This window comes from Actinopolymorpha sp. B17G11 (assembly GCF_040196095.1).
Lineage (GTDB): Bacteria > Actinomycetota > Actinomycetes > Propionibacteriales > Actinopolymorphaceae > Thermasporomyces.
Genome location: NZ_JBEFTW010000062.1, coordinates 1 through 17581 on the forward strand (window position 1 = coordinate 1; position 17581 = coordinate 17581).

Sequence of the window (17581 nt, forward strand, 5' to 3'; positions counted from 1 at the left end):
CGGCCCGAGGACAGCCCGGCGATCACCCGGTCAGAGACGTCGAGCCCGACGACACGAAGCCCCGCCCGGCAGCCCTCACGGACCAACGGCAGACCGACATACCCCAGACCAACGACAGCAAGGTCACACACCTTCCGGACTCTAGGTGGGCACGGCTCGCCTGCGCGGCCAAATCCAGGTGGGCCCGGGGAGAGTTAGGAAAAAGTTACCGTTTCCGTCACCCATCGACCTCGGTGAGTCACTTGCCCGACCTCGACACGTTCCCTGACGTTCACCGGTCCGAAACCGGCCGAAACATCCCGGACAACTGGTATTGACGCCTCATTGCCGCCACTCCAGGCTTCCAGGGCGAGAAATGACATAGAGATCTGATCACTCGACGTCGACCGGAGAGGATCATTGTGTCGATCCGTTCCGACGGCGCAGACTCCGCCTCCCGCGCCGGATCTTTCGCCGCGACGGGCGGGAGCAGCGGAACAACCGGCACGACACCACCCACCACGTCGTTCGTACGCCGGACGCTCCTGGACGACGTGTCCGAAGCGATCCTCGACCTCATCCGTTCCCAGGGCCTCGCCGCGGGCGACCGACTGCCGTCGGCCCGCGACCTCGCCGCACGGTTCTCGGTCGCGACCCCCACCCTGCGGGAGGCGCTCCGGCGGCTCGAGGCCACCGGCGTCCTCGACATCAGACACGGCTCGGGGGTGTACGTCCGGGATCTGTCCCGGCTCATCCTCGCCAACCCCCACCGCCACGGCCTCGAACACGACACGATCCTCGACCTGCTCGAAGCCCGCGAACTCATCGAACCACCACTCGCCGAGATGGCCGCCGACCGCTGCACCCCTTCGCAGTTGGCCGACCTCGGGGAGATCCTGACGCGCGCCGGCGCGGCACTGACCGACGATGCCGAACTGGCGGCGTCCAACATGGCGTTCCATCGCGCGATCGGGCAGTACGCCGGAAACCCGATCCTCGCCCAGATGCTCGACTCGATCGTCGACATCTACGCCCCGGAGCAGCAGCAGATCCTGCGACTTCACGGTGACCGCAGGTCTGACCACGCCGAGCACCTCGAGATCCTCGGCGCGATCAGTGCCGGCGAACCGGCGCGGGCGGGGGCGCTGATGCGTACCCATCTCGCCGGCGTACGACAGGTGGTCGGCGTCGCCCTGCGATCGCCCCCGTAGACCGAGGCGGAGGCCGGACCATGCGCGGCAGCTACCAACGATGCGGCCCCGATTCGCCGCGTTTCGTTGGAAATGATCACGCATACGTGATCATTTCCCGGCGCGAAGCACTCAAACCCAGCGCAAGAAAGGTCGGACAGCAATGAAGCACACCGACGGTCCGCGAGTCTCCGCCTCGCACGCGGGAGACCTCGCCGGTACGACAGACACGGCAGCAGGCACGGCGGCAGGCAGGGCGGCACACCACGCGGCACGCGGCGCACGGGGGACGGGTGCCGGAGGTTCCGGGGCGTTGACGCGACGAGGGTTCCTCCACCACACCGCGATCGGCGGGCTGGCATTCGCGGGGATGGGGGCGTTCCTGGCCGCCTGTGAGGGGGCGGGTCCCGGTGGCGGGCCGGGCGGCGGGCCCGGTGGCGGCGGCGGTGGCGGCGAGCGCGCCAAGACCCTGATCCTCGACTTCCACGGCGGGCGGGTGCAGAGCCCGGACCTGTGGAACCCGTTCGTTCCGGGCTTCACCAGCAACGCCGGCTTCCACCAGGCCCTGATGGAGCCGCTGTTCATCCTCAACTACGAGTCCGGCGAAACCGAGCCGTGGCTGGGCGAGGAGTTCACCCCCGACGACACCGCCACCGTGTGGACGCTCAGGCTCCGCGATGGCGTCTCGTGGTCCGACGGCGAGGACTACGACGCCGACGACGTCGTCTTCACGATCACCATGCTGTTGGAGGGCGGTGCCGAGCTCAACAATGCCGCCTCGATGCAGGAGTGGGTGAAGGCGGTCGAGAAGGTCGACAAGACCACGGTGAAGTTCACGCTGAAGAAGCCGAACCCAAGGTTCCAGCTGGACTACTTCTCGGTCAAGATCCACGGCAGCCTGGCGATCGTGCCCGAGCACATCTGGCGCGGCAAGGATCCGGTGAAGTTCAAGAACTACGACAAGGCACAAGGCTGGCCGGTCTTCACCGGGCCGTACAAGCTCACCTCGGCGAGCCCGACGAAGTTCACCTACGAGCGCCGCGACGACTGGTGGGGTGCCGAGGCCGACTTCCTGCCGCTGCCGCAGCCGGAGAAGCTGGAATTCGTCGTGAGCGAGACCGAGGAGGTCCGGGTCGCTCGGGCCTCGGACCACCAGCTGGACAGCATCGCCGATCTCACCGCTGGTGCGTTCGAGAGCCTCAAGGCCCGCAACACCGAGATCATCTCCTGGCTGCCGGACAAGCCCTACGCATGGACCGACCCGTGCACGCGGCTGTTCTCGGTCAACAACGCCGTCGAGCCCTGGAACGACCGGGACATGCGGTGGGCGCTCAACTATGCGCTCGACAAGGAGGAGATCGTCCGGATCGCGTACGAAGGCACGACGACTCCGGCGCGGTTCTTCTTCCCCGACTATCCACCCATGCAGGAGTACGTCAGCCTGCTCGAGGACGAGGGGCTCTTCGACGAGTTCCCGATCCACACCCACGATCCCGACGAGGCCGCGAAGATCATCGAGTCGAAGGGCTACACCAAGTCCGGCGACTACTACGCCAAGGACGGCAAGGAGCTGCGGATCCAGATCGACGCGCCGAGCGACTTCATCGAGATCTGGCGCTATGCCGAGGTGGTCGGCGAGCAGTTGCAGCGGATCGGGATCAACGCGACAGTCCGCAAGCTCGCGATCGGCACGTGGGGCGACAACCTGGCGAACGGGAAGTTCGAGGGCGCGGCCGACTGGAGCGCCTGCGGCTCGGTCAGCGAACCGTGGTTCTCGATGCAGGTGTTCCGGGCCGACGCGGTCGTCCCGGTCGGCGAGACAGCGGCGTCGAACGCCATCCGGTGGAAGAACACCGCCTACAGCAAGCACGTCGAGCAGATCGCGAACCTCCCGCTCGGCGACGCGTCCATCAGGGAGCCCTTCGTCGCGGCGGCCCGGGAATGGCTGCGGGATCTCCCGTTCATCCCGGTGGCGCACGCGCGCAAGCTCTACGCGTTCGACACGACGTACTGGACCGGGTGGGCGACCCAGGAGGACAACTACCTGCAGCCGACGCTGGACTGGGGCAACGCGCACAAGATCATCCACTCCCTGCGTCCCGCCGGCGAGTAGCAAGAGGAGGCCGAGCACGTGCGTGGACTGACCACCGGCTATGTGCTCAGACGGGTGGGGATGTTCCTCTTCACCATCTGGGCGAGTGCGACGCTGATGTTCTTCATTCCTCGGCTTGCGCCGGGTGATCCGGTAAAGGCGATGATCACCAGGATCACCTCGCAGGCCGGATACGTGGAGGGCAGCGACCGGCTGATCGCGGCCTGGCGGGAACGCTTCGGCCTCGACGACCCGCTCTGGTTGCAGTACCTCAGCTACCTGAAGAGCCTGGTGACGTTCGACTTCGGTTACTCGCTGGCGCAGTTCCCGGTCGAGGTCAGCGAGATGATCGGCCGGGCGATGCCGTGGACCGTCGGGTTGCTGGCGATCTCGACGGTCCTGTCGTTCCTCGCGGGTACGTTGATCGGTGCGCTGATGGCGTGGCGGCGTACGCCTGGGCTGTTGCGGGTGTTGCTGCCGGTGTCGCTCACGTTCACGGCGATCCCGTTCTACATTCTCGGCATCCTGCTGATCTACGTGTTCGTGTTCACGTTGCGGCTGTTCCCGATCTCCGGTGGCTACCGCAGCGAGCTCACACCCGGCCTCGACTTCTGGTTCATCAACAGCGTCATCCAGCACGGCACGCTGCCCGCGCTCTCGATCGTCCTTGCCAGCATGGGTTTCTGGGCGCTCGGGATGCGCGGGATGATGATCACGGTGGCCGGTGAGGACTACCTCACGCTGGCCCGCGCCAAGGGGCTACGGCCACTCGACATCCTGTTCAAGTACGAGGTGCGCAACGCGATTCTTCCGCAGGTCACCGCGCTGGTGCTCGGGATCGGCGGCATCGTCGGCGGCACCGTCCTGGTGGAGTACCTCTTCGGCTATCCCGGCGTAGGCGCGCTGCTCTACCAGGCGATCTCGAACTCCGACTACACCGTGATGCAGGGCATCGTCTTCATCCTGATCCTCACCACGGTGACCGCGGTCCTCCTCATCGACCTGATCTACCCGCTGCTCGACCCGCGCATCACCTACGAGAGGAGGTGAGCATCGTGGATCCGACCACCGTCACCCAGATCCAGGAACAGGCCGACGCACCGGCAGGGCGTCGGGCGTCGTCCCCGTGGACGAACCCCAAGCTCGTCACCGGTGCGGCCATGGTCGTGGGCGTGCTTCTGCTCACCGGCATCGGCCACCTGGTCGTCGACACCACTCTCGCGAGGGCCGCCAGCTCACCGCTCAACCTGCCACCGTTCTGGCTGCCGGGCGGAACGCTCGCGCATCCGCTCGGCACCGAGAACAGCGGCCGGGATCTCCTTGCCCTGTTGGTGGTCGGTGGCCCGACAACCCTGCAGGTAGGGCTGATCGTCGGCGTGACGAGCATGCTGATCGGCATCGTCTTCGGCTTCGCCGCGGGTTACCTCGGCGGTGTCGTCGACTCGGTGATCCGGACCGTCTCCGACACCGCGTTGACGATTCCGTCGCTCGCCATCCTCATCGTCGTCGCGGCGTACGTACGCCAGATGGACGTCAACACGATGGCGTTCATCGTGGCGCTCTTCGCCTGGGCGGGACCCACCCGAGTCATCCGTGCGCAGGTGCTGTCGATGCGTGAGCAGGGATATGTGCGGATGGCGCGGCTCTCGGCGCTGTCGACACCCGACATCATGTTCAAGGAGATGATGCCGAACCTCCTGCCCTACCTCGCGGCGAGCTTCATCGGCGCCGCGTCGGGCGGAATCCTCGCGGCGGTCGGACTGGAGGCGTTGGGGCTCGGGCCGCAACGGATTCCCACGCTGGGCATGACGATCTCGCGTGCCATCGAAGGTTCGGCTGTCCTCCGCGGGATGTGGTGGTGGTGGGGATTCCCCACTGTCGTCCTGATGGTGATCTTCATCGGGCTCTTCCTCACCGCGATCGGACTCGACGAGGTGGCCAACCCACGGCTTCGGGGAGCAAAGGGGCCGCGCCGGGGCAACCTGGGGCGAAAAGCAGGGCGCCGAGTGACTGGACAGGGGACGAACGCATGAACGCTGTCCTGGACGTGCGCGATCTCCGCGTCCACTACGAAACCACGCAGGGCGACGTGATCGCCGTCAACGGCGTCAGTTTCTCCGTCGGCGAAGGCGAGACGCTCGGCCTGGTGGGCGAGTCGGGCTCCGGCAAGTCCACCGTCGCGATGGCGATCCTGCGCCTCACGTCGCCACCCGGCCGGATCGTCGACGGTTCGGTACGCGTGAACGGCGAGGACTTCCTCTCCCTGCAGGACGCCGCGTTGCGGGCCAGACGATGGCGGGACATCGCACTGATCCCGCAGGGTTCGATGAACTCCCTCAATCCGGTGATGCGGGTGCGGCACCAGATCGCCGACGCCATCGAAGCGCACGAGGGACGGCAGTCCCGCGCGGCGTTGAAGGCCCGGATCGTGCGGCTGCTCGACTTGGTCCAACTCCCGGCCCGCGTCTACGACCTCTACCCGCACGAGCTGTCCGGCGGCATGAAGCAGCGCGTCTGCATCGCCATGGCCATCGCTCTCGAGCCGGCGTTGATCATCGCCGACGAGCCGACGAGCGCACTCGACGTGGTCGTCCAGCGAACGGTCGCGCAGACCTTGCTGGAGGTCAAGAAGCGCCTCAACAGCTCGATGATCCTGATCGGCCACGACATGGCTCTGCAGGCCCAGCTCGTCGACCGCATCGCGGTGATGTTCGCCGGCAACATCGTGGAGATCGGCTCCGTTCGCGATCTCTTCAACAGTCCGCAACACCCCTACACCCGGCACCTGATCGCCTCGATCCCGTCGATCAGGGAACGCAAACCCCTGCTGGTGAAGGAGTTCCGTACCCCCGACCTCCGCGACCGGCGACCGACGCCGCCGCTCGTGGAGGTCAGCCCCGGCCACCTGGTCGCGACCACGGACAGCACCGATGACGATCACGATGACGCAGAGCGGGTGAACGCCGATGTCTGAGCCGACGTCTGGGCCGGTGTCGAAACCTGAACCACTGTTGGACGTACGAAACGCCACCAAGATCTACGGCAAGGGCGAGGACCAGACGACGGCGCTCTCCGACGTGTCGCTGGCTCTGGGCACGTCACCGGCCACGATCACCACGATCGCCGGCGAGAGCGGCAGCGGCAAGACGACGCTGTCCAACGCGATTCTGGGCTTCACGTCACTGACGTCGGGCGAGATCACCTATCGCGGGCAGAACCTCGACACGCTCGACAAGCGGCAGCGGCTCGCCTACCGCCGGGAGGTCCAGGCGATCTTCCAGGACCCGTTCGGCGTCTACAACCCGTTCTACAAGATCCGGCACATCTTCGACGTCGCGATCAAACGCTTCGGTCTCGCGCCGTCCAAGGCAGCGGCGAGGGACCAGATCGAGGAGGCGCTTCGCATCGTCGGCATGCGCGGCGACGAGGTACTCGACAAGCACCCACACCAGTTGTCCGGCGGCCAACGGCAGCGGCTGATGATGGCACGTGCGTACCTGCTCACCCCACGGCTCATCGTCGCGGACGAACCGGTCTCGATGGTCGATGCGTCCTTGCGGGCAATGATTCTCGACATCATGCTGCGGTTGCGTGACGAGCAGGGCATCTCGTTTCTCTACATCACCCACGACCTGTCGACGGCCTACCAGATCGGTGACGAGATCTGCATTCTCTACCAGGGTTCGATTGTGGAGCGTGGCGACACCCAACGCGTCATCGATGATCCACAGCACGAGTACTCCAAGCTGCTGATCAGCTCGATCCCGGTGCCCGACCCGGACGTCACCTGGGACGCCGGTACACCCCTGGTCACTCCCGCGGAGATCGCGTCACCAGACCGTTGACCTCGGCCGCTACGGCCACGGGCTACGGCAGGACGGTGGGATCGGCGTACTCGGCGAACCGCTGGCGGGCGTCGTCGATCCTTCCGTAGGACAGGTCCACCCATGCCTGCACCACCTGCGCAGGGTCGACGCGGGCAGCGACCTCGCGCTTGGCCGCCACCGATCGGCCCTCCCACCTGGTCAGATCCGCGTCCTCGAGCACGCGCGCGACCGCATCGTCGAGTGAGCCGCACAAGGCGTCCTTTCCGTACGCCTCCGCCGCGCCCTGCCAACCCCTGATCACCGGAACCGCGCCGGATCCCATCCCCTCGCAGAGCGCCGCATGTGAACCCTCGACGTCGGAAAGGGAGAGGATGTGGCCGACCTTGCGGTACCAGGCGGCCATGTCCCGCCCGAACGCGTCGAAGACCACGGCGCCGCGCAGGTGCGGGTCCTTCTCCACGCGTTCCATGCTCCGCTGGACTTCCCGGCGTTCCTCCGCGCTCTGCCACGACGGCTTGTGCGCCCATCCCATCTGGCTGCGTACCAACAGGCTGAACCGTGGGTCCTCGCGGCGTACCGCGCTCAGCAGATCCAGCGCGAGATCGAAACGCTTGAGCGCCGGGATGATCCCCACCATGCCGAGCGTGAACCGCGCGCCCGGGAGCTTCGGCCGGTCCAGCCGCGCCAGATCGGTGTAGTTGGGTACGTAGACGAGCTTCCCGACCGGCCAGCCGATCTCGTCCCGGATCCGCCGCCCCATGTGAGGGGCGATGTAGACAACCGCGTCGACCGCGTCGATGTCGATCTTGGCGGGATAGGCGCTGTCGATCTCGAACCGGTGCAGCCGGACGATCAGTCGTTGGTCCGGGCGCTTCACCTCCGACAGCCAGACCGCGTTCGGGCGGGCCCACTCGGCCACCAGCGTGTGCGCGGTGCGGGCGAGGTTCTCGGTGATCCCGTCGTTCTTGGCGCCCGCGCTGCGCCATTCGTCGACCTCGACGTCAAGGTCCGGCCAGCCGTCGAGGACGGTGGCGAGGTCGCGCATGAACTTCATGTCGTGCCCGATCACGCGTACCCGCATGGGCGTGGATGTCGCGTCCGCGCGGGCGGGGTCTTCGGTCGGGGGTGGCAGGTCGTCTCCAGCCGGAGGTGGCAGGTCGGCCAGCAGGCGACGTGCGCCGGCGAGCTGCGCCTCCGCCGTCCACGCGGCGAGGCCCTCGACGGACCCGACCTCACCCGACCCGGCCGCATCGTCGCGCCGGAACTCACCGAACCCGGCCGCATCGTCCCCCGCCGCATCGCCCCCTGCGGCATCTTCGTGCCGGAGATCGCCCGTCTCCACACCACGAGGTTCCGGTTGGCCCGCCTCCGAACCACCAGGACCGTCTCCGCGCCACGGGTCGAGTCGTGGCGGCGACCACGGACCGGCGTCCCCCCGAAGCCGCGCCACCGGGTACGACCAGGCCGTCGGCCGTGGCGCCCGCCCACCCGCCACCTGGTCGAGCAGACGTCGCCAGAGCAGCAGGTGACCCGGTACGTCGGTCGGATGGACGTCGAGCACCGGGCCGGGACCGCCCGGTTCCTGCGTACCGTCCTGATCTTCGCCACGCGACACCGACGACCGCGAGGAACCCAGTGACCCCGAGAACCCCGGCGACGCCGAGGACCCCAGTGATCCCGCTACGGCCGGTCCGGCGCCGCATGTCGGGCATCCACGGTCGGTCGCGAGCGGGGGAAAGACGACGGTACGCACCGGGCCGGCGACGCGTTCGAGGATGCCGGCCGCATCCACGCTGTCCGCGACCAGGCCGCCGATGAAGGGCGCAGCGTCCCGGATCGGGCCGGCCCAGGTGACGGGCTCGCCGGGCGCGGCGCGCTCGGGTGGCACCGCGAGGAGCCAGACCGCGGCGGGGTTCACTCCGGACCGTACCGCCGTGACTGCGGCCTCCGGCGACTCGGCCAGGACCAGCCGAGCCGCGGCGAGCCGCGATAGCTGCGGGTCAGGATCGGCCGCCAGGCTCCCCACCCCACCGGTCGCCGCGCCACCGGTCCCCGGCCGCCCCGCCGTACCGGACCAGACGCCGCCGGCCACCCGTCGCGACATGCGGGTCTCGAGCTCCCGACCGACGCGGCCCGCCGCCGACCGCATCCGCCGCCCGGCCGCGTAGGCGCCGGCCCGGGCAGCGCGCCCGACGAATCGGACGGCGACGCCCGTGACGGACGGCTCAGCGGCCAGCAAACCCGCGGCCTGCGCGTCAGGCGCCGCAGGCATCTCCGGCACCGGTGGCGGCGACCAGACAAGATCGTGAACGGTCAGACCGCACTCGGTGAAGGTCTCGTGAACACTCGTCCGCCAGCAGCACACACCTGCCTGCGGCGGCCAGTTGGGGTCGCGAAGGACAACTACAGTGCTGGTGCCGAACCGCGGTTCGGTCCCATCGTCAAGTGTCATCAGAGCCCGGTGGGTGCTGTGAGGAGTGTCATCGACCACGAAACAGGCAGCATAGGGACGAACGAAGCTGATGCCGAGCACCGAGGTGGGAACGTCCCGTGGCGAACCCATGACAGAGACCGCTTCCACAGCCGATGAGGCGATCGACAGGGTCGCTGGAGGGAGCGACGGAAGGCCAGACCCACCCGGCGGTACGCCCGAACCCCCAGGTGCGACAGAACCAGCGGCCAGTACGGCTGAACCGCCGGGTAGGCCCGATACAACGGGTACGACAGACACAACGGGTAGGGCAGAGACAACGGGTACGACGGACACAATCGGGGGACGGCGCCAGGTGGCGAAATGGCGGCGGGCAATCGTCCGGCTCAAGCGCACAGTCGCCCGGACCGTACGCGTCCGCATGGCCGGCTGGGACACCGTGGAGGTCTCGGTCCTGGGTGGCCTCCGGTCCCGCCGCTACCGCCTGACCGATCCCACGGCCGAGCGCCCGGTGCACTGCGAGGTGCTCCTGGTCCAGGTCCCCGACGCAGCCTGCCTGGAGCGCCTCACCGGCTCGTGCCTGCTCCGCGGCCGCGTCCGGGAGGTCCGGCTGGAGGTCGCGACCATGCCGACCTGGTTACGCGGTGGCCTGCGCCCGGTCCGCATCGCCCGTGACCTCCACAGGTTCAGGTGGGAGTCGGCCGGGAACGGCGTCGTGGTCCGGATCGGTTGGCGGAAGCGCCGCCACGTCGGTCGCGCACTGACCGAGCTGAGCGCGGCGGTCCTGCGGTCCCGGCGCTGGGAACAGGCGGGCGGCGAACTTCCCGCGCTCGATCGGGCGGCTTGGATCGCCGGCGACTCGACCTGGCCGCACGGACTCGTCGGCGCCGAGCCGGCAGACGCCCAGCCAACAGACGCCGAGCGCCAGACCGACACCGACCCACCCACCGACACCGAGCACGCTCAGCCGGCGCCGGCACCCCGGCAGCCTCAGGTCACCCTGCGGGAGTTCCGGTTTCCCCTGGTCACCGCGCTCGCCAATCCGCACGGTCGGCGCCTGACCGGCCGGGCGACGGCGTACGACCTCCGCCGCGACGGCGACCGCCTCGTCCTCGCGGCCGGCGACGGAACGCCGGGCCTCGTCTTCACCCCGTCCGGTTCGGTCGAGGCGACGCTGCTGGACAGGAACTGGCAGAAATACGCGGTCGCGTCCATCGGCGACGACCTCCCCGCCGACCCGTTCACCCGGCACGTGCTTGCCGGGCTCGCCGCCTGCGGGGTTGGCCTGGCATCGGTGTCTGCCGCGATGCGACAGCGGCTGGCCGCCGAGGGCCACCAGGTCGTCGAGAAGCCCGAGACCGTCGACGGGTTGCCGGGCTATCAGCTGAGCGCGTCCACCTCCCGCCAGGCCGGGATCCTCGCTGATCCGGCGTTCCGTGGCCACCTGGCTCTGCCGATGATCTCGGTCCTCGTGGCGAGCAAGCGCGCCGACGATGTGATCCGCTGCCTCGCCGACCTCGCCCGCCAGACGTACTCCCGATTCGAGGTCCTGGTCGGCACCCACGGCTACACGCTCGATCCACACACCCTCGCTGACCTGCGTAAACGCCTGCCGGGACCGCTCCGGACGGTCGACATCGACGACCAGTGCACCCTGGGCGAGATTCTCGGGATCCTCACCCGACGGGCCGACGGGGAGTTCGTCGCGAAGGTCGACGACGACGACCGTTACGGTCCCGACCACCTGACCGACCTGGTCCTCGCCGCCCGGACCTCCGGCGCCGACCTGGTGGCGAAGTCCGCGCGGTTCGTCCACCTCGCCGACTCCGGAGTGACGATCGACCGGACCTGGGCCGCGACAGAGGCGTACGAGGTGATGCCGGCCGGCGGCACGCTCCTGCTGTCCCGAGGTGTCCTGCAGGCGGCCGGCGGGTGGAGCACCTCACCGCGACACGTCGACGCGGACCTGTTGGCGCGGCTGCGTTCGGCGGGAGGCGTCACTTACCGTACGCACGGTCTCGGTTACGTGTACTACCGGCGCAGCGGCGGACATACCTGGCAGGCTGATCCTGACGACCTCCTCGACCACGGCGAGGTGCTCTACGACGGACTCCCGGAGGCCATTCTGTGGGCATGAGCGAGCGGAGCGAGCGACACATGAGCACGGCATGCGCGTGCGCGGCGAAGCAAGAAGACGCATGAGAAGCCTTGCTGACCAGCTGACCAAGAAGCTGTCGAAGAAGGCGACGGCGGTGGCGCGTGAACGGCTGACTCCGCAGACGAAGCGACGAATCCGCAAGGTGCAGCGCCTCGTCCTGGGACAGCACACCGCCTCGCGCACCCGCCACGGGCTGGCCGCCGCGCGGGCGTGCCTGGGATCCGGGGAGTACGAAGAGGCGGCAGTACACGTGAACGCGGTCCTGCGCCGCAACCCCACCGACTCCGGCGCGCTGGAGGTCGCGTCCAGGATCGCCATCAAGCGCGGGGCATTCACCGAGGCCGGCCACCATGCCGTTCGCCGGATGGAACGCACCCGGGACCCGGTGCACTGGAGCAGCGGCCGCAAGCTCGTCGGTCGCTCCCGGGAGACCGATCCGCGCTGGCAGCCGATGATCGCGACACCGCTCCCGGCGCCGTACCATCCGCGTCCGGGTCGGGTCGTCTACCTCGCCAAGGAGTCCCGCCCGTTTCTGCACAACGGTTTCTGTACGCGCTCGCACGAGTCCCTGCAGGCACTCGTCCGGGCCGGCCGCGATGTCCTCGGCGTGACGATGCCGGGGTTTCCGGGCGTGCTCGGCATCGACGAGCCGCCGACGGAGAGCGTCGTGGAGGAGGTCACCTACCGCCACCTGCTGCCGGCGGCGGGGCGTCCGTTGTTGGCGCTCGGACTGGACGAGTACGTCGAGCTGACGGCGCGGATGCTGGCCGGTCTGGTGGCGGCGGAGCGTCCGGCCCTGCTGCACGTTTCGTCCGGACATCGCGGCTTCGAGTCGGCCCTGGCCGGCAACGCGGTCGCGCGGTGGGCCGGGATCCCCTGGTTGTACGAAGTCCGCAGCTTCTTCGAGACCACCTGGACCGATGATCCGCGTTATGCCGAGCGCGGCGAGTACTACGAACGCAGGTTCGCCACCGAGTCTCGGATGATGGCGGCCGCAGACCTGGTGGTTACCCTGTCGGGCCCGATGCGCGACGAGATTGTCCACCGGCACGGCATCCCCGCCGAGAAGGTCCGCGTGGTCCCCAACGCGGTCGACGTCAACCGCTTCGTACCGCAGGAACGCGACCTCACCCTGCGGCACCGGCTCGGGTTGGCCGACACGTTCACGCTCGGCTACGTCAGCAACCTGTCCCACCCGAGAGAGGGTCAGGAGGTCCTGATCGAGGCAGTCGCCGAGCTGCGGGCCGCGGGTCGGTCGGTGACGGGGCTGTTGGTGGGCGATGGTAGCCGCCGGCAGGAGCTCGAACGCCTGGCCAAGAAGCTCGGCGTTGCCCGACACGTGGTCTTCACCGGCAACGTGCCCTTCGACGAGGTGGCCGGACACTACGCGCAGATCGACCTCTTCGTGGTACCACGGGTCGACGACCGGGCCGCCCGGATGGTGTCGCCGCTGAAGCCGTTCGAGGCGATGGCGATGCGGGTGCCGTTGTTGGTGGCGGATCTGCCGGCGCTCGCCGAGATCATCGGTTCCGGCGCGCGCGGGCAGGCATTCACGGCTGGCGATCCTGGCGCGCTGGCGGCAGCTGCCGCCCGGCTGATGGACAACGAATCCGAACGCAAGCAGATCGCGGACGCCGCGGCGCTCTGGGTGGCCACCGAGCGGTCGTGGTCCGCGGTCGCTGCGGCGTTCGGTGCGGCGTACGACGATCTTCTCGCGACCAGCCCCGCCCGGCACGAGGCGTTGGCGACCGCGAACGGGAGCACGGCATGCTGATCACCAGGCGGTTCGGTCACGAACCTGCCCTCGCCCTCGACGACACGCTCCGCACGCTCGCCAACCACGACTGGTCGAGCGGCGGCGGCCTGCTGGCGTACTACCCGGTCGTACGCGGCAATCCGTTCCAGGCCTTGCTCTACTCCCGCCTGGGCGAGTCCGGGCTCACACCGGTTCCTACCTACGACATCGACACGACGCTCGCTGCCGCCGATGCCATCGCCGGCAGCGGTCTCGAGCTGGTCACCCACATCCACTGGCTCAACGTCGTGATGGCCAAGGCCGACGACGAGGCGATGGCGCGCGAGCAGCTGAAGCGTTACCTCGAACGCCTGCACGCCCTGAAGGACCGCGGCGCCCGGTTGATGTGGACCGTTCACAACATTCTTCCGCACGAGACCCGGTTCCCAGATCTGGAGGCGGAGCTGCGGCAGGGTGTGGTCGACGCGGTCGAGCGCGTCCACGTGATGAGCCCGCGCACGCGCGAGCTGGTCGCGCCGTGGTTCGACATCCCGGAGGCCAAACTGCTGCCGGTGCCGCATCCGGCCTACCACGATGTCTATCCGTCGTGGATGTCGCGGCGTCAGGCCCGGGCGGAGTTGGGGCTCGCGCCGGAGGTGACGGCGTTCCTGTTGATCGGTCGGATCCAGCCGTACAAGGGGATCACCGAGCTCCTCGACGCCTTCGATCTGCTGTGTGCACGCGAACCTGGTCGCTACGTCCTACTCGTGGCCGGCCCCCCCAGCCGCGACGACGAGTCGCGGGCCTTCCGGGAGCGGATGCTCACCCATCCGTGCGCCTACGCGGCACTGCGCAAGGTGCCCGACGACGAGCTGCAGGTCTATCTCCGGGCGGCCGACGTGGCCGTCTTCCCGTACCGCCGATCGCTGAACTCCGGCGCGCTGGCGCTGGCTCTGACGTTCGGGCTGCCGGTCGTGGTGCGGGACGACTCCGGTGGTGATGCCCGGTTGAGTTCGGCGTACGCGGTGCAGTACGCAGGCGATGCTCCGGCCGACATCGTTGACGCGCTCGTCGAGTCGCGACGGTTGGTCACCGCGCAGGCGCGGCTGTCCGCCGCAGGTGCGGCCGCGCGGATCACGCCGGCGCGCGTGTCGGGAGCGTTCTCCGCGGCGGTCCGGGACTGGATCGACGCAGACACTCGCGTCAACACCGTCGCCGGGTCAGACAACAGGACCCACGCCGACAGCAGAGCCGACGCCGACCACACGACCGACGCCGACCAGAGTGCCGAGCTCGACCACGCTGGCCATGCGGGAGGTACGCAAGAGTGACCGTCGTCCACATCACCGGAGCTCGGCCCAACTTCCCCAAGGCCGCGCCCGTGATCGCCGCCTTGCGGGCCAGTGGTGCCGCCCAGCAGCTGGTCCACACCGGCCAGCACTATGACGACAAGCTGTCCGAAGTGTTTTTCCGGGAGCTCGACCTGCCTCGCCCCGACGTCAACCTCGGCGTGGGATCGGGCACGCATGCGACCCAGACCGCGGCGGTGATGATCGCGCTCGAAGAGCGGTTCAGCGCCCAGAGGCCTTCCCTGGTTGTGGTCTACGGCGATGTCAACTCCACCTTGGCGGCCGCGTTGGTGTGCTCGAAGCTCGGCGTTCCGCTGGCACACGTCGAGGCCGGCCTGCGTAGCTTCGATCTGACGATGCCGGAGGAGATCAACCGCAAGGTCACCGACGCGCTGTCAGATCTCGCGTTCGCGACGAGTCCGGAGGCGATCGCGCACCTCGCCCGCGAAGGCGTACCGGCCGAGCGGATCCACCTGGTCGGCAACCCGATGATCGACACGCTGCTGGCGCATCTCGACCGGTTCGATCCGGCGCCGGTGCGGGAGACGCACGCCCTTTCCGGTGCGTACGCCGTCGCGACGCTCCACCGGCCCGGCAACGTCGACGAAGCCGAACAGGCAGTCGCTCTCGTGCAGGCGATGCACAAGTGCGCCGACCAGGTGCCGATCGTCGTCCCCCTGCATCCACGCGGACGGGCCCGGCTGCTTGAGCTCGGCTTCGCCGACCACCCCGGCATCCGGGTCGTCGAGCCGCTCGGTTACGTCGAGTTCATGTCGCTGGTCCGCGGCGCGGCGGCCGTACTCACCGACTCCGGCGGGGTTCAGGAGGAGACCACGGTGCTCGGCGTTCCCTGCCTGACGCTGCGGCCCAGCACGGAACGGCCGGTGACGATCTCCCACGGTACGAACCAACTGGTCAGGGCCGAGACGCTCCCGCACGCCCTGCAGGCAGTGCTCGACCGCGGGGCGCTGGCCTCCTGGCCGGTGCCGCCGCTGTGGGACGGCCGGGCCGGCGTACGCATCGCCGAGATTCTCGTTTCCTGGTTGGCGAACGCCGGCACCGTTCCCGCTCCCGGAACGGCAACCGGTGGCCTCACAGCAGCGTCGTCCAGCGAGGCCCCCACACCTGGCGAGCGCCAAGCCACCAACGCGGCCAGCGGCCCAGCAACCGGCGATGCCGCGGCACCCACCGCGCGGTGAGTGACACGCCGCCTCGGATCATCCTGGCCACCAGCAACGGCACCGGGATGGGACATCTCGCCCGGCAGGCGGCGGTGGCGCTGGCCCTGTCCGGTCAGGTCGAGCCGATTGTCTTCTCCCTCTCTCAGGCCGTCCATGTCGTGACCCGGCACGGCCTACGGGCGGAGTACTGCCCGAGCCACCACCGGAACTGGATGCCGCACCTTTCATGGCACAGCTACCTCGGCAAGCGGCTCGCCGCACTTTTGCAGGAAACCCAGGCGCGGGTCCTGGCGTTCGACGGGGTCGCGCCCTACCTCGGCCTGCTGCGCGCTCGCGCCGCCCATCCCGACGTGGCGTTCGTCTGGATACGCCGCGGGCTGTGGCGGGCGAACGCGAACCGGCGCGCCCTTGCCTCGCGGGCATTCTTCGATCTGGTCGTCGAGCCCGGGGACCTCGCCGCTGCCGCCGACCGGGGCGCGACCGCGTCCCTGTCCGATGCGGTCCCGGTGGCCCCAATCACCGTTCTGGAAGGGAATCCACCGCTCTCCCGAGCGGAGGCCGCCGCGGCTCTCGGGCTGGACCCCGATCGGCCGACCGCTCTGGTGACACTCGGCGCCGGCTCCATCAACGACACCCGGACACCCGCGCTGGCGGCGATCCGTTCGTTCCTGGCCACGCCTGACTGGCAGGTGGCCGTCACGCGCGCACCACTGGCCCTGGCCGTCCTCCCCGCGGCCGACGTCGCCCGCGTCCACGAACTGGTCGGCGTTTACCCGCTCGCGCGCTATCTCGCCGCGTTCGACGCCGCCGTTGGTGCCGCGGGCTACAACACCGTCCACGAACTGCTCCCCGCCGGCGTACCCACCCTCCTGGTGCCCAATCTCGCGACTGCCACGGACGACCAGATAGGCCGGGCGCGGTATCTCGCCGCTGGCCGACTAGCCCTGTGCGTCGAGAACGACAGCGCGGAGGCCATCACCCGAGGCGTCGCGCGGCTGGTTGATCCGGCGGTCCGGGCTGAGCTCGCCAAGGCCTGCAAGGCGCTGCCCGCTCCGTCCGGAGCGTCGGCGACCGCTGAGCTCCTGACCCAGTTGATGGACGGCTACGCCACGCATCAGCCGTCCCTGCACGAACGCATTCGTACGATCGACCTGGATATGCGGGCCCGAGCCATGCGAACGCTCGGCCCAACGGGAACGACGGCAGTGCGGAGGGTGCTCGGCCGCCTCCCGGTCGCCGGACCTGTCCGCCCGCTGGGGGTCCGCCCCCTCATCACCGACGACCTTGATCTTGACGTCCTTCGCCGCGAACATCCGGTCGAGCATCTGCTGCCTGGCAGCTCGACCGCGTACCGGCTCCGGCGCCTCGCCATTGCACACGACGCCTACCGCTGGCCCACCGACAGCGCTCGCATGCCCCTCGCCTGACCCTCGGGGCCGTCGCCTCTCACCCGAGGGGGCCGTCGCCTCTCACCCGAGGCGCACTGCTCCACAATGTGCCAACCGGCCGGTGCCGTACATACCTCGGGACGCAAGAAGAGGGCCGCCCTGGTGGGTGGCCCTCTTCTTGTGTGTGGTGTCCGGCGGTGTCCTACTCTCCCACAGGGTGGCCCCTGCAGTACCATCGGCGCTGGAGGGCT

12 protein-coding genes are annotated in these 17581 nt (G+C 69.0%); 11 read left to right on the forward strand and 1 reads right to left on the reverse strand.

Features of this window, described 5'->3' with window-relative positions:
* Positions 1-401 precede the first annotated feature (401 nt).
* The 6 genes from ABN028_RS33670 (at position 402) to ABN028_RS33695 (ending at position 7106) form a co-directional block, all read left to right on the forward strand.
* On the forward strand, positions 402-1190 hold the full coding sequence (locus tag ABN028_RS33670; RefSeq protein ID WP_349332378.1) for a FadR/GntR family transcriptional regulator: 789 nt from the start codon (positions 402-404) through the stop codon (positions 1188-1190).
* Positions 1191-1332: 142 nt separating this feature from the next.
* Complete coding sequence (locus ABN028_RS33675) at positions 1333-3282, forward strand: ABC transporter substrate-binding protein (protein WP_349332379.1); 1950 nt, start codon at positions 1333-1335, stop codon at positions 3280-3282.
* A gap of 18 nt (positions 3283-3300) precedes the next feature.
* Positions 3301-4311, forward strand: coding sequence for an ABC transporter permease (locus ABN028_RS33680; protein ID WP_349332381.1), 1011 nt, complete (start codon positions 3301-3303; stop codon positions 4309-4311).
* A gap of 5 nt (positions 4312-4316) precedes the next feature.
* Entirely contained in the window at positions 4317-5294 is a 978-nt protein-coding gene (locus tag ABN028_RS33685; protein ID WP_349694986.1) for an ABC transporter permease, read from the forward strand.
* A complete protein-coding gene (locus tag ABN028_RS33690) occupies positions 5291-6235 on the forward strand; it encodes an ABC transporter ATP-binding protein (RefSeq protein WP_349332383.1) in 945 nt (314 codons plus the stop codon). Before ABN028_RS33685 ends, ABN028_RS33690 begins: the two co-directional genes overlap by 4 nt.
* Complete coding sequence (locus ABN028_RS33695; protein ID WP_349332384.1) at positions 6228-7106, forward strand: ABC transporter ATP-binding protein; 879 nt, start codon at positions 6228-6230, stop codon at positions 7104-7106. The genes ABN028_RS33690 and ABN028_RS33695 overlap by 8 nt, the downstream gene beginning before the upstream one ends.
* A 22-nt stretch (positions 7107-7128) precedes the next feature.
* On the opposite strand, the gene ABN028_RS33700 is transcribed toward ABN028_RS33695, so the two are convergent.
* Entirely contained in the window at positions 7129-9540 is a 2412-nt protein-coding gene (locus ABN028_RS33700; RefSeq protein WP_349699429.1) for a glycosyltransferase family protein, read from the reverse strand.
* 334 nt (positions 9541-9874) lie between these two features.
* Between ABN028_RS33700 and ABN028_RS33705 the strand changes: the two genes are divergently transcribed.
* From ABN028_RS33705 to ABN028_RS33725, 5 genes are all read left to right on the forward strand, one after another.
* Positions 9875-11656 carry a glycosyltransferase family 2 protein gene (locus ABN028_RS33705; RefSeq protein WP_349699430.1) on the forward strand — a complete coding sequence of 594 codons (1782 nt, stop codon included), beginning with the start codon at positions 9875-9877 and terminating at the stop codon, positions 11654-11656.
* A 61-nt stretch (positions 11657-11717) separates the two neighbouring features.
* Positions 11718-13451, forward strand: coding sequence for a glycosyltransferase family 4 protein (locus tag ABN028_RS33710; protein ID WP_349699431.1), 1734 nt, complete (start codon positions 11718-11720; stop codon positions 13449-13451).
* Positions 13445-14743, forward strand: coding sequence for a glycosyltransferase (locus ABN028_RS33715; RefSeq protein ID WP_349699432.1), 1299 nt, complete (start codon positions 13445-13447; stop codon positions 14741-14743). The genes ABN028_RS33710 and ABN028_RS33715 overlap by 7 nt, the downstream gene beginning before the upstream one ends.
* On the forward strand, positions 14740-15960 hold the full coding sequence (gene wecB, locus ABN028_RS33720; RefSeq protein WP_349699433.1) for a non-hydrolyzing UDP-N-acetylglucosamine 2-epimerase: 1221 nt from the start codon (positions 14740-14742) through the stop codon (positions 15958-15960). Before ABN028_RS33715 ends, wecB begins: the two co-directional genes overlap by 4 nt.
* On the forward strand, positions 15957-17369 hold the full coding sequence (locus ABN028_RS33725) for a glycosyltransferase (protein ID WP_349699434.1): 1413 nt from the start codon (positions 15957-15959) through the stop codon (positions 17367-17369). The genes wecB and ABN028_RS33725 overlap by 4 nt, the downstream gene beginning before the upstream one ends.
* The last annotated feature ends 212 nt before the right edge of the window (positions 17370-17581 follow it).

Bases quoted from the DNA above. Each gene is read 5' to 3' on its own strand.
- ABN028_RS33710 (WP_349699431.1), top strand. From the start codon at position 11,718: ATGAGAAGCCTTGCTGACCAGCTGACCAAGAAGCTGTCGAAGAAGGCG.
- ABN028_RS33715 (WP_349699432.1), top strand. From the start codon at position 13,445: ATGCTGATCACCAGGCGGTTCGGTCACGAACCTGCCCTCGCCCTCGAC.
- ABN028_RS33690 (WP_349332383.1), top strand. From the start codon at position 5,291: ATGAACGCTGTCCTGGACGTGCGCGATCTCCGCGTCCACTACGAAACC.
- ABN028_RS33675 (WP_349332379.1), top strand. From the start codon at position 1,333: ATGAAGCACACCGACGGTCCGCGAGTCTCCGCCTCGCACGCGGGAGAC.
- ABN028_RS33695 (WP_349332384.1), top strand. From the start codon at position 6,228: ATGTCTGAGCCGACGTCTGGGCCGGTGTCGAAACCTGAACCACTGTTG.
- ABN028_RS33700 (WP_349699429.1), bottom strand. From the start codon at position 9,540: ATGACACTTGACGATGGGACCGAACCGCGGTTCGGCACCAGCACTGTA.